This is a genomic window from Candidatus Nitrotoga fabula (assembly GCF_905221025.1).
In the GTDB taxonomy this organism is placed as follows: Bacteria; Pseudomonadota; Gammaproteobacteria; order Burkholderiales; family Gallionellaceae; genus Nitrotoga; species Nitrotoga fabula.
Map to the genome: position 1 here is coordinate 18,388 of NZ_CAJNBL010000012.1, position 13,827 is coordinate 32,214.

Below are 13,827 nucleotides of genomic sequence, written 5' to 3' on the forward strand. Positions count from 1 at the left end.
GTCTGTCCGTAACCGATCCGACTCTCCCTCCATGCACGTGCCAATACCCGGCTTGCCTATCCATTTCCGTTCACTGGCGTGCACCAAACCCATTGTCAGATCAGATTGCAGCAGGGGCAGTCCATTCGCGACAAATCCGAACGGTTTGCCCGATCACCAGAGAATCTCCTGTCAGCCCGCAACGCGCATCCCCGCTTTCGCCCAGAAAATGCACACACTGCCGACAAATACCGAAGGCGCGCTGCCCGTTCATGCGCTGCAGGGCAGACAGCAGGTCGCGCAGCATCCCCTGCAGCGCGGTGCCGCCTGCCGACATGCCTTCCATGGCCTGTTCCACACGTTCGACCCAGCTTTCCTGCAATACCGACTCGCCTGCTGCGGTCAACCGGAGATGCACACGCTTGCCATGATGCGGATCACCCATCCTGACCAGAAAGCCCTTTCTTTCCAGTACAGACAGCGTCTGAGACACTGTGCCACGGGTAATCCCAAAATATTCGGCAATGGCAATAGGCAGGTCGCTATAACAATTGGCCCGGGCCAGATAGTGCAACACCTGAATATGGATAGGCAGAAGCCCGTGCCGGGCAGCATCCTCGCGCACAGCCAACTGAAGCAGAGCTCCCAGTCGTTCAAGCAGAAGAGCGGTCTGGCTGGTGGTCATAATGTGTCGTCTCAATGCATGGCTTGACAGGAATAATATAGAAACTATACACTTAAATATGCATCGAGTCGATGCATTACAAATGATCCCGTAAGGGGATCACTATGATGCGTATTCTGTTTAGCCTGTTATCCGGCTACGCAACAAAAAGGAGAACAAAATGAACGAAATTCCGACCATACCCGACTGGCAAATCAGCCAGTGGTTCAATACCTCCACACCACTCACCCAGGCCGGAATGCGCGGGCGAGTGGTCCTTCTGCACGCTTTCCAGATGCTGTGCCCAAGCTGCGTAAGCCACTCCGTACCACAGGCAGAACGTGTGCACCGCGAATTCGCCGAATCCGGCGTGTCCGTCATCGGCCTGCATACCGTCTTCGAGCACCATGCGGCGATGACGCCGGTAGGGCTCGAAGCCTTCCTGCACGAATACCACATCACCCATCCAGTAGGCGTGGATCAGATGACCCCTGGCGAACCTGTCCCGGTAACGATGCGCAAGTACAAATTGCGCGGCACTCCAAGTCTGATGCTCCTCGACCGAGCGGGGCATCTGCGGATGCATGAATTTGGCCGTGTGGATGATCTACATCTCGGCGTGGCAATTGGCCGTCTGCTAATGGAAGAAAAACCGATGCCAGACGAACTCCAGCGACAGAGCGTGCGGGACGGAAGAACGACAAATTGCGACGAACAAGGTTGCGAAGTGTCATGACAGCCTGCTACCCAAAGGTTGTCGGTATGCCATGCCTGTGCAGAAAACACCCTCGCTCTCCGGGAAAATGCAGTATTGTGACCCAGCCATGACCCTTACGCCTTTATCCTGTCAGCGGACCCTGCGCTTCGTCCTGAAGTAAGCCATATTGTCATAATACTCAGCCAATTCATTTTCCGGAGCCCATCCAGGTATTCCCAGCAATGGAACAGGGCTCAGTTCTCTGGTGGACAGATATCGGCCTGAACAGTTCAAATGATCGGCAAGCAAAATATCCAGGTGGGCCAGGCGATCTGCGAGGGGCCAGTCAAAGAACCCGGACTCAACCCGGAATAACAGCCCTTGCCCGGTCATGCCCACATAGGGCCTGAGAGCCTTTTCATACAGGCCATGTCCCAAAATATAAAATCCCATCCCTTGCAATACCTCAGAGCGCCGCTTCCAGAACAAATGATGCCACTTGAAATTGCGCAACAATTCTGCCAGCCCCTGATCCGAGTATGGGACAACGACACCCGATTCATCCAGTAAAGTACTAGTGTCACGTACTGAGCCACGCTGGCTTCCATCTGATTCTGCGCTGGTTGTCATGCCAGCCAGCGCAGAATAATGACAGGCATTGATAGCAGATTTAGCTCTGGGGAAAGTAAGCCAGACAAGTGCATTGAACAGATCATGCCAATTACCGGAACGAGTTTGTATCTCCCCTGCAAGATAGCAGCGCGGCTCATATTGCATCTCGAAAGGGAGCTGGCCGGTTCCCTGCGGGACAAACTGTATATTGCAACCATTCTGGTTCGTGATCGGCGATATTTGCAACAAGTCATTCCAGTTTTGCAAGACAGGAAAACGATCCGTTGCAAGTTGCGAAATCACAGGGTGCAACGGCTGGAACAGCGGAGATTCCAACAACCTGAACCGATCCCAGGATTCTTTCATATTCATAACCCGCAATGATTCCTGCTCACCAGCCTTCCCCCTGAAATTTCACCTGACTGGCGCGGGATCATGCTGTGTCACCCCTTTCATGGGCACTCTCTAAAATGCCAGGCACCATCACCAGCCCGGAATCCATTATTCATCCGCATCCTGTCAGGAATACCGACCGCTCGCTCTGCCCAGCCAATGCTCTCCCCAGCGATGCAGGCACAGTCCCAGTAAAATACTGGCTGTGCCCAGCCACACATGCGGAAGCACCGTCTCATTGTTCAAACCATGACCAAGCAATAATGCCAATACCGGCGTAACCAGTGTAATCAGGGCGATCTTACCCGCTTCCATATGTTTGATCATATAGTAATACAGGGTAAAACCCAGCACAGACCCGAATACTCCCAGATACAAAGTCGCTACTACCGCCCGTTCTGGCAACAATGTGGGCCATTCCCCATCCATCGCCCACCATACCAAAAAGAACAGGGGAAGTGCCACAACCAGTGTACCCAGCGTCATCGCAAGCGGCGGGCTGTCATCCCTGATCTTCTTAAGCCATATCAAACCAAGAGACTGTAGCACCACCGCCATAAACAGCGCGGCCACTCCCATGATTGCTTTCCCACCGAGATTCAATCCTCCGCAAAACACCAACACCAGACCAGCCAGCCCCAGCAGCATGCCTGCCAGCTTACTAAGCGTGATTGCTTCCTCCTTTAGCCACCAGGCTGCTCCCAGGCTGGTAATCAGGGGAGATACCCCATACAGTACGGAGATCATCCCGGAGGTAACGTACTGAGCTGACCAGTACGTCAGCGCCATCGTGCCGAACATACTGACTCCACTGACCAGATAACTTAGGCGCGCCTTGCGGTGCAGCGGGAATGCGATACGAAACACTGCCAGCAGCACAATGCACAACAGTACACTGATTGCCATACGGAAAAAAACGGCAAAACTAAACCCAACTCCGGCTGCACTCCACTGAATGGCAAGTGGCGTAGTGGACCATAAAAGAATGACCGAAACAAAAGCGGCGGGAAGCGACATGCTGGATACTCCAAACAACCAAAAAAAAGCCACAGAATTTTTCTGTGGCCTTTTAAAGTTATGAATGCTTAAACTGGATACGCTCTAAAACTCCTGACCACAATACGCAATACACCACACCACGCACGCACGTAGATGAGGCAGGAATAGAAAATGTGTCTGGAAAATCATATTAGGTACCATATTGACATTATCCGGGCAAACAACCGGCGAAGTCAATTTTTCGTCAAATCGCAACAAGTGGGCACAAAATTCACCGCCTTTAACACCCTGACTGCGCAGGGGCATATTTGGACGCTAGCAACTTTGCTCCATGAATATTTACAAAAATTTGGGGGAAATAAATCCATTTCCATAGTCAACACGTTACAGCATTCCGCCATATTCTGCCTGGCTACACTGACAAAGTTAGGCATTTGCCATAAATGCACTCTGTTCTTTTATAAAAAGACGTTTATCCTTGCTTTCGCTGACCAGAGAAAGATACGGGTCTAACTTCTCGATGGAATTTAACCAGCTGCCATAAATGGATTGATGTATATCTGTCCGTGGCTGCTGGAAGTCAAAAAGAAGCGGCCTGAGCCCCCTTTCCTTGATGATCATTGCACTTTGTCTCTTTTTCCACTGCCTTGCATTGGTCTCCCATGGCGTGTATAGCGTGTTGACAATAATCCTGTCAAATTTCCTAAAAAAAGGGTTGGATACGATATGCCTGAAAAACATCTCATTATGAGCGCTGTTGGCAAAACTGTTAAATGTGCGAGGCAACAGGGCAAAAAGTTCATCAGGACAGCTCTGGATAAAATATCGCTCGTGCAGAATTTGAATCAAGTCAAAATGCAACACGATATGGTTTGGCAACGAATCCGTATTCGCAAGAAATGAAACATGATCTTCATTGAACCATGACCCCTGATTTAACCTTTCCTGAGCACTCAGCCTCCAGTCAGGGAACTTGGCAGGAATGGTTGTGGTTTGAAAAATTTCATGATATTCCTCCCCGAAAACAGGAAGATTCTTATTAAGCGCATTCAGCAAAAGCGTCGATTTCCCTGCACCGGAATATCCCGCCAGCAGAAACAATATTTTTTTCAACCTCCTTCCCCCCGCCTATTTTTTGTTATTCAACAGCCTGGCTGTCACCATTTTAAAGCACGTGCAATATCAGATCGTATTCAACCGGCTATTCTGCCACCTATCCATGGATCCTGAAAGATCAGCCTGCTGCCACCAGGCAGGTGGCTTTTCAAATGCCCCCAGGATCAATTCCATAGGTAAAACAACCTCATGAATCATTCTGACAGTGCAAATCAATTCCCGCACAGGAAACTTGCAGAATGCCGGCAGGAAATCCATGCCAGCCATGCATGAGCAATGAAAGCGGGGTCAGAAGTGCAGATCATCATGCATCTGCAATCTTCATTTGCAATGAAACTCGCCAGAGATTGCCAAAATCGTTCAAAATTACAGTCACGCAATTCATCCAGACAGGGAGAACGCATCATGAGGTATGCATCAATTGAAAATTTTCTGGGTTATCTCACAGAAAGAAACCCCGGACAGCCTGAATTTATACAAGCTGTGACAGAAGTCATGGAAAGTCTGTGGCCATATATCCAGCAGCATCCCAGATATGCCGAGCAGGGACTGCTGGATCGAATGATCGAGCCGGAGCGCATCCTGATATTTCGCGTATCGTGGGTCGACGATCACGGCACGGTACAAGTGAATCGCGGCTACCGGATACAACAGAATTCGGCCATCGGGCCATACAAAGGCGGACTGCGCTTCCACCCATCCGTAAACCTGTCGATTTTGAAATTCCTGGCATTTGAACAGACGCTCAAAAATGCGCTTACCACCCTGCCCATGGGCGGCGGCAAAGGCGGCTCCGATTTCGACCCGAAAGGAAAAAGTCCCGGCGAGGTCATGCGCTTCTGTCAGGCATTTATCTGCGAACTGTTCCGTCACGTTGGCCCGGATACCGACATTCCAGCTGGCGACATCGGGGTAGGCGGACGCGAGATTGGGTTCATGGCGGGAATGATGAAGAAGCTCAGTAACCGTTCCGATTGCGTTTTCACCGGGAAGGGGCTGTCCTTCGGCGGTTCACTGATTCGTCCAGAAGCCACCGGATACGGAACGGTCTATTTCGCAGAGGAAATGCTCCAGCAGTCGGCCCGCAGCATGGCCGGAATGCGCGTCAGTGTGTCAGGTGCTGGAAATGTAGCGCAGTACGCCATAGAAAAGGCCATGCAAATGGGTGCGAAAGTAATCACCATATCCGATTCCACCGGCACAGTGGTCGATGAATCTGGCTTCACGTCAGAGAAACTGGCCGAACTGATGGAAATAAAAAATCATCTCTATGGTCGCGTCAGCGATTACGCACAACGGGTCGGCGCAAAATTCTACGAAGGGCTGCGCCCATGGCATATTCCGGTCGATGTCGCGCTGCCTTGCGCAACTCAAAACGAACTCGATATCCATGACGCGACCACTCTGGTCAACAACGGTGTTCTCTGCGTTGCCGAGGGCGCCAACATGCCCTCCACCATGGAAGCCGCAAAATATTTCGAGGCCCATGGCATCCTTTACGCGCCGGGCAAAGCCAGCAATGCCGGCGGTGTCGCGACCTCCGGGCTGGAAATGAGCCAGAATGCTATGCGCATATCCTGGACACGCGAAGAGGTGGATGCACGCCTGCTCGGCATCATGCGCGGCATTCATGAAGTGTGCACACGGTATGGACGCCGCCCCGATGGTTCCGTCAGCTATGTAAATGGCGCCAACGTCGCCGGTTTTGTGAAAGTGGCCGATGCGATGCTGGCACAGGGGGTCGTTTAATTCTAGTGCCTGGCTGTCCGGAAATAACCAGACAGACCCGGAAAACGCAAGAAGAAATCGGGAAATGCTCCGGGGATGGTCGGCATGGAGCCGAATGTGACACCAATATAAAAAAATCGCCGGGAAGGAGGAAACCGGCGATTCAAGAGAAGTCAATACAAACCACAAAAACTCAACTACAAAGCTCTGACCCGTATAAACCGGATTAAGTTCAATCTCACTCTGGAATAGCTTCGGAACGGGCATCCTCTCCAGCATTCATGAGGTGATAAGCGACTGGTCAGGCCCGATCCCGGATATCAGCAGGAAACCAGACCAGATCACAGCAGCCGTGGCATTTCTTTGCATCCTCGACATAGTAGTATGTCAATGTGGGTTAACGCACAGACGGGTTGATTCCGCATCTGGTATAAATTTGCCAATTAAATTTTTTGCCAGTTCGTTTCAGTCGCTTTATCCGGTCTTCGGTATTGCTATCGTTCACAAACCTGATATGGAAGGATATTAACTCTTATGACACCATGGAACCCCGCTATTTTCAGCAAAAACATCCCCAAGGAATGCCAGGACAGGATCGCCGGCTTCCAGCAGGAAGGCCACAAAATACTGTGCATCGCCTTTCCAGCCGAAGGCGGGAATCGCTGGAGCGTCATCACGAACAAAGGTTTTTTCAATCGCGGCATCCCGGATGAATGCCACGATAAAATGCGCGAATTCCACAAGGCAGGAGAAAAGGTGATCTGGGTCGCGTTTCCTCCGGCTGGCGGCAACCGATGGAGCGTGATCACGGACAAGGGGTTTTTTAATCGCAACATCCCGGACGAATGTCACAACAAAATGCAAGAGTTTCACAAAGCCGGCAACCGGGTGGTCAGCGTGTCATTCCCACCCGCAGGCGGAAACCGCTGGAGCGTAATTACCGCCAGTACTTTTTTCAATCGTGGCATTCCGGACGAATGCCACGATAAAATGCGCGAATTCCAGCAGAAGGGAGAAAAGGTCATCAGCGTAGGTTTCCCTTTTGCAGGTAGAACACGCTATAGCATCATAACCAGGAATGGCGAATTCTTTAACCGGAACAGCCCCGGCGGCTGCCATCGCGTGATGCGCGCAATGAGCAATAGTGGCGTTGGACAACTGGCGATGATTGGTTTCCACCCATCAGGTGCATACGTGATCGTGTCAGATGCCGACCCGGCAGGAAAGCCGCAGCCTGCTCTTACAAGCAGTGGAAAAACATTCTCAATTGACGACTACGCCGCAAACCTAAAAGCGCAGCTCGATAGCAAGACCTGTAAATACGGTTTTATGGTACGCTACAAATCTGCCATGCGAGCCTGGGCCGCCGGACCAAAACGCACGGCCGACAACCCTCCTGAGCAGCGATTCAGCGTTTTTCACTGGTTCAACCCTGCAAGCGTCACCAAGACCATTACGGCGGTCGCCCTCCTGCACGTTATCCACAAGAAGGGGCTCACCATAGAAGAAAAAATCTACAAATGGCTGCCCAAGGCATGGAACATTCCGGATTCATTCAAAACCATCTCGGTAAAAGAACTGCTTCACCACACGAGCGGAATTCGCTCCGGCGTGCTGACATACGATGAGCTCAAGGACATGGTCGAGGCAGGCATCAACCTCAAAGACAAGCAAGTGCCGGAATACCAGAACACAAATTACGCCCTGGCCCGCATTGTCGTGGCCTACCTGAACGGACATAAATCCAGCAATGCAGATCAGGCCTCCGCTACAGCACAGAATTTCATTAAATATTGTCAGGCCAATATTTTCGATCCGCTGGGAATCCCCGGCGTGGAATGGAAACCTGATGCCGACGATCCGACGGAATTCTACCCGAACCCGCCAGGGGATTCCGCTGGAACAAGCTATGGAGACTGGTCACTCAGGCCAGGTTCTGCGGGCGTACACCTGTCGCTTGCCGAACTCTCCCTGTTCGTGGCCAAGCTGGCGGATACCGATGTACTGCTGCCGCAAGCCATGCGCACCCAGATGGACAATGAAGGCCTGGGCCTGGGCAAGCATGGCAGCGGCAAGGGAGAATACTACTCAAAAGGCGGTTATTTCCCGGGCAGCAAAAATGGCGGCGCCGAATTGCATAGCGTAATTGCCAAATACACGAACGGGGTACAGCTCGCACTCGTATATAACGGCGACAGCGCAACGGCTCAGTTCGATATGGAAAAAGCCTACAACGACGCCTGGAAATAAACTGCCCGGCAGCATCAGCCCGGCGGGCGCATTTAACTGCTTGCGCCCGCCTGGAAAGATGTAGCAAACTGGCAGGGTTTCAAAACCGCTACTCCTGCAAAACAGTAGAAACAAAGGATGCAAATCGGGCGATTACCGGACAAAAAAACAGCCTGAGGAAACTTTCCATTCCTCCCTGCATAAAAACAGGGCTGTTTCTTTTTCCGGGCGTCTGGAATAGAATTCTTTGATTTTACCCATACCATTACCAGCAAAGGAGCGATGATGAAACTCGAAACGCTGGCCGTGCACGGCGGCTATACTCCTGAAGCGACGACCAGGGCCGTCGCGGTTCCCATTTATCAGACGACCTCGTACGCCTTTGATGACACGCAACATGGCGCCGACCTGTTCGACCTCAAGGTGCAGGGCAATATTTACACGCGCATCATGAACCCGACGCAGGATGTACTGGAAAAACGGGTATCCGCCATGGAAGGCGGCATTGCGGGGCTCGCGCTGGCCTCCGGCATGGCCGCCATCACCTACGCAATCCTTACCATCGCCGAAACAGGCGACAACATCGTCACCTCATCCACCCTCTACGGCGGAACCTACAACCTGTTTGCACATACCCTGCCACAGTATGGCATCGAAGTGCGCTTCACCGACTATCGCGATCCTTCCAGTTTTGAAGCGCTGGTCGACAAAAAGACCAAAGCAGTGTTCTGCGAATCAGTTGGCAACCCGCTCGGCAACATTACCGACTTCGAAAAACTTGCAGACATCGCGCATCGCCACGGCGTGCCGCTGATCGTCGATAATACGGTTCCCTCGCCCTATCTGTGCCGCCCTTTTGAACATGGCGCCGATATTATCGTCCATGCCCTGACCAAATACCTCGGCGGCCATGGCAATTCAATTGGCGGCATAATTGTTGACAGCGGCAAATTTCCATGGACAGAGCACAAGGAAAAATTCAGGCGGCTGAATGAACCTGACGTTTCCTACCACGGCGTCATCTACACTGAAGCACTCGGGCCAGCGGCCTACATCGGTCGTGCGCGCGTCGTGCCATTGCGCAACATGGGCGCAGCAATCTCTCCCTTCAATTCCTTCCTGATTCTGCAAGGGGTAGAGACACTCGCACTACGGATGGACCGCATCTGCGACAACGCCTTGACAGTTGCACAATTCCTGAAGGATCACCCAAAGGTCGGATGGGTCAACTATGCCGGGCTTGAAGAACACCCGGACCATGGGCTGGTAAAAAAATACATGGGAGGAAAGGCTTCGGGCATCCTTACCTTCGGTGTAAAAGGAGGCAGCCCGGCCGGCGCCCGTTTCCAGGATGCGCTCACGCTTGTCACCCGGCTCGTCAACATCGGAGACTGCAAGACCCTTGCCTGCCATCCGGCCTCGACTACGCACCGCCAGCTTGGACCGGCCGAACTGGCCAAAGCCGGCGTCCCAGAAGACATGGTACGGCTCTCGATCGGCATCGAGCACATTGACGATATCCTGGCTGACATCGACCAGGCACTCGCAAAGGTCTAAAACACCGCGGGTTCCGTTAAAATCAGCAGAATAGCTGCAAGGCCGGATTCCTCGCAGATAGTCCATGCCCGATCCGGCCTGCCGCTCCAGGAGCGCAATAGTTCGCAATCCAGCAAAGCGCTGCTATCCGCCCTGATTAACCAGGAAGTCTTCTTCACTACTAATTGGTTTAAGTGCAAGCATCAGGATTCCCTAGGGAATTTCATTACCTTCAAAAACTCCCCATTCGACTTGTGATTGAAGCACACGGGCAGGAGAAAGCTTATAAGGCGGGTTGCAAAAAGCACATTACATGCCCTGAATCTGTTCATATTTATATTTTGATTACCTCAAGAGATCAATGGAGAAAATCATCAGACACAATCCATGATGGGAAATCTGAACAGTCGCCCCGAATGGCTGGCCGCACTACAATAAATGTTCCTCTTCCGGAAAACCAACGACGCAAAATTGAAGCAACAGGAACTAAGATAGACAAAAAGATGTTATAATTAGTTTTAGAAATATTCAGGAACAAACTTTTCGGCGCAGCGGCATCCAGCACGGTTACCCTATGCAAAAAGAATCGCTAGGAAGGAGAAAAGCCGGCGGTTCGTAAGTAGCCCATATTCAACTTGCAAATAGTCAAATTTGCAAAGTTCAGACCTCAAAAAATCCGCCAGGTTTTACATTCCCGAATACCAGACGCCATCTTTCCGCGATCTTCATGGTTCGTGAGAAAGCGATGGCATTGGAGTCATACAGCGGAAAGCCATATCTGCAAACATGGATAGATTTGCGGATGGAACTTTCAGGGTAGGGGGCACCCTAACAGGCAGGTTGATATGTCAATTTAAAAAGGAAGATCACGATGGAAGAAATCCTTCAGTATCTGAAAAAAAATGGTGAGCAGCTTGACTCGAAGATTGCCGTGGCTACAAAAATCCCGCTGGCTACCGTACGGCAGCACATTGCTGATCTTACCGCCAAACAGGAAGTAGTCACGTGCTACACCACCCGATTTGTAAAAGGGAAGAAAATTGAGGGCATCACTTGCCGGATCTCTGGATATGTTCCACCAGCCGCACCAGGCAGAAAATCCAAGGCGCAGCAATTAACTCTGTAACCATGCTTGTTGCACTTTATGCAAAAAGGCCATTCCTTGGAATGGCTTTTTGTTTTGTGGCAGCCATTCCATAGATTTCATACGAAACAAAAAAACGATTGGTGATAGATAAACTGCCTCCAAGCAAAAATTGCAGCGGTCGGTTTCCGCAAGGATCAGCGCAGGTCAAAGCGGTCCAGATTCATCACCTTAACCCAAGCATTCACAAAATCCAGAACAAATTTTTCCCCGCCATCCGCCGATGCATACACTTCGGCAACCGCACGCAGCTCGGGATTCGAGCCGAAAACAAGATCAACCGGGGTGGCCGTCCATCTCAATGCACCTGTCCGCGAATCATACCCCTCGTACACCCCCTCGCCTTTTGATGATTTCGTCCATTGCGTCGACAGGTCGAGTAGATTCACGAAAAAATCGTTGCTCAGCGCCCCCGGCCTATCGGTGAGCACGCCATGCGCAGATTGTCCGTGGTTCGCACCAAGGGCGCGCAGGCCACCAAGTAACACCGTCATCTCAGGGACACTCAGGGTCAGCAGGTTCGCCCGGTCAATCAACATTTCCGCAGGGCGTCTGCGATTTCCGTTGCCGTAATAATTCCGGAACCCGTCTGCGGTCGGTTCAAGCACGGCGAAGGAAGCGGCATCTGTATGTTCCTGCAGTGCGTCCATGCGTCCCGGCGTGAAAGGAACCTTCACTTCATGGCCCGCCTTTTTCGCAGCCTGCTCAATCGCGACGGTTCCTCCGAGCACGATCAGATCAGCCATGGACACCTTTTTCCCGCCCGAATGGACGCGGTTAAATTCGTTCTGGATGGTCTCCAGGCGGTTCAGCACCTTCGCCAGTTCCTGCGAGTCGTTGACTTCCCAGTCCTTCTGCGGCGCAAGACGGATGCGCGCGCCATTAGCCCCGCCGCGCATGTCCGAGCCCCGGTAGGTAGCGGCCGACGCCCACGCAGTTCGAACCAGCTCGGGGATGGATAATCCCGATGCTAGGATGGCAGATTTCAACCCGGCCATATCTGTCGTGTCTATCAGTGCATGATCCACTACCGGAACGGGATCCTGCCAGAGCAAAATTTCGTCAGGAACATCAGCGCCGATATAGCGGGCGCGCGGCCCCATGTCACGGTGCGTCAGCTTAAACCACGCCTTGGCGAAGGCACGCTCGAACTCTTTCGGATGGTCGCGGAAACGCAGGGAAATTTCGCGGTAGATCGGATCTGCCCGCAGCGCAAGGTCTGCCGTGAGCATGATGGGCGCATGCCGCTTCGAGGCATCGTGCGCATCCGGCACAAGGTTAAATGCCTGACCATCGGCGGGAATCCACTGGATCGCGCCTGCGGGGCTTCTCGTCTGCACCCACTCATACGCGAACAGATTTTCCAGATATTGCATGGTCCAGGCAACCGGATTGACGGACCACGCGCCTTCCAAGCCGCTGGTGATCGTGTCACCGGCATTGCCGCTGCCACACCTGTTTTCCCAGCCGAGTCCCTGCTTCTCGATGCCAGCGGCGGCAGGCTCTGGACCCAGGCACCGGGAAGGCTCATGTGCGCCGTGCGCCTTGCCGAAAGTGTGCCCGCCGGCGACAAGCGCAACGGTTTCTTCGTCGTTCATCGCCATACGACCGAATGTCTCGCGGATATCCCGAGCAGCTGCAAGGGGATCCGGCTTACCGTTCGGCCCCTCCGGATTCACGTAAATCAAACCCATTTGCACCGCAGCCAGCGGCTTTTCCAGCTCCCGGTCGCCGCTGTATCGCTCATCTGCCAGGAATTTCGTCTCAGGCCCCCAGTACACCAGGTCGGATTCCCAATCGTCCTCACGCCCGCCGGCAAATCCGAAAGTCTGGAAGCCCATGGATTCCAGCGCCACATTCCCCGTCAAGATCATCAGGTCTGCCCATGAAAGTTTGCGGCCGTATTTCTGCTTGACCGGCCAAAGTAGTCGTCGCGCCTTGTCCAGATTGGCATTGTCGGGCCAGCTGTTCAGCGGATCGAAACGTTGCTGTCCACCACCCGCGCCGCCACGGCCATCGGATACGCGGTAGGTCCCGGCGCTATGCCAGGCCATGCGGATGAAAAGCGGCCCATAGTGTCCGTAATCGGCTGGCCACCAACCATGTGATGCCGTCATCAACTCCCGGATATCCCGCTTCACGGCTTTCAGATCAAGCGTTTTAAACTCCTTTGCATAGTTGAATTCCCTACCCATCGGGCTGGATTCCGCAGCGTGCTGGCGCAGCGGCTTGAGGTCAAGCATTTCCGGCCACCAGAGCTGATTGGACATCGGTGCGCCCCTGGCCAGAACTGTGCCTGACAACGTGAACAGAGACATGGCTGCCGCCAGAACAGTAAGTAACGGTACAGTTTTTTTAAGCATGACATCCTCCCCTCAAGTAAAAAAATACAATTTTGTTTTCAAAAATACTACAGGTTGCCCGAAGGAAATGCCAGACTTATTTACCCTGACAGGCGGTGAATCTGATTTGCATGCATCCGTGGGATCTATTGCTTTCTATATATACCGGATACAGTTATTCATCTGTACGATAGCGTACATAGATCACATTCCAATCCAGAATGCATGAGTACTGCCGGAATCCTTTTCAAAACAGGGGATCTTCGCAGGAGGAGAAAATTCTGGCCAATACATTAACACACACTCGCCGTACGATCGGCCTGTGCATGATCGTTAAAAATGAAGTTTCTGTCATCGAACGTTGTCTTGCCAGTGTCCGGCCATGGCT

The 13,827-nt window shown here is 52.4% G+C and carries 10 protein-coding genes; 5 read left to right on the forward strand and 5 right to left on the reverse strand.

From position 1 onward, the window contains the following. Window positions 1-100 precede the first annotated feature (100 nt). Window positions 101-664 (reverse strand): MarR family winged helix-turn-helix transcriptional regulator, encoded by a 564-nt coding sequence (locus KJA68_RS04845; protein WP_213035808.1) that lies wholly within the window; start codon window positions 662-664, stop codon window positions 101-103. Between the two features lie 160 nt (window positions 665-824). Here KJA68_RS04845 and KJA68_RS04850 point away from each other — a divergent pair, with 160 nt between their 5' ends. Beyond that, complete coding sequence (locus tag KJA68_RS04850) at window positions 825-1,379, forward strand: thioredoxin domain-containing protein (RefSeq protein WP_213035809.1); 555 nt, start codon at window positions 825-827, stop codon at window positions 1,377-1,379. A 111-nt stretch (window positions 1,380-1,490) separates the two neighbouring features. Here KJA68_RS04850 and KJA68_RS04855 read toward each other — a convergent pair whose 3' ends face one another. The 3 genes from KJA68_RS04855 to KJA68_RS04865 form a co-directional block, all read right to left on the reverse strand. Continuing rightward, on the reverse strand, window positions 1,491-2,318 hold the full coding sequence (locus KJA68_RS04855; RefSeq protein ID WP_213035810.1) for a DUF3025 domain-containing protein: 828 nt from the start codon (window positions 2,316-2,318) through the stop codon (window positions 1,491-1,493). A gap of 153 nt (window positions 2,319-2,471) precedes the next feature. Further along, on the reverse strand, window positions 2,472-3,362 hold the full coding sequence (locus tag KJA68_RS04860; RefSeq protein ID WP_213035811.1) for a DMT family transporter: 891 nt from the start codon (window positions 3,360-3,362) through the stop codon (window positions 2,472-2,474). Window positions 3,363-3,770: 408 nt separating this feature from the next. Beyond that, a complete protein-coding gene (locus tag KJA68_RS04865) occupies window positions 3,771-4,457 on the reverse strand; it encodes a hypothetical protein (RefSeq protein ID WP_213035812.1) in 687 nt (228 codons plus the stop codon). Window positions 4,458-4,865: 408 nt separating this feature from the next. On the opposite strand from KJA68_RS04865, the gene gdhA reads away from it, so the two are divergent. From gdhA to KJA68_RS04885, 4 genes are all read left to right on the forward strand, one after another. Beyond that, window positions 4,866-6,209 carry an NADP-specific glutamate dehydrogenase gene (gene gdhA, locus KJA68_RS04870; protein ID WP_213035813.1) on the forward strand — a complete coding sequence of 448 codons (1,344 nt, stop codon included), beginning with the start codon at window positions 4,866-4,868 and terminating at the stop codon, window positions 6,207-6,209. A gap of 513 nt (window positions 6,210-6,722) precedes the next feature. Beyond that, entirely contained in the window at window positions 6,723-8,438 is a 1,716-nt protein-coding gene (locus KJA68_RS04875) for a serine hydrolase domain-containing protein (RefSeq protein WP_213035814.1), read from the forward strand. Between the two features lie 264 nt (window positions 8,439-8,702). Then, window positions 8,703-9,974: an O-acetylhomoserine aminocarboxypropyltransferase/cysteine synthase family protein gene (locus KJA68_RS04880; protein ID WP_213035820.1), complete on the forward strand. Its 1,272-nt coding sequence runs from the start codon at window positions 8,703-8,705 to the stop codon at window positions 9,972-9,974. 850 nt (window positions 9,975-10,824) lie between these two features. Then, window positions 10,825-11,079, forward strand: a complete 255-nt coding sequence (locus KJA68_RS04885; RefSeq protein ID WP_213035815.1) for a helix-turn-helix domain-containing protein — start codon at window positions 10,825-10,827, stop codon at window positions 11,077-11,079. 155 nt (window positions 11,080-11,234) lie between these two features. Here the strand turns inward: KJA68_RS04885 and katG are convergent, their stop codons facing one another. Beyond that, window positions 11,235-13,415, reverse strand: coding sequence for a catalase/peroxidase HPI (gene katG, locus KJA68_RS04890; RefSeq protein ID WP_281412138.1), 2,181 nt, complete (start codon window positions 13,413-13,415; stop codon window positions 11,235-11,237). Window positions 13,416-13,827: the final 412 nt, after the last annotated feature.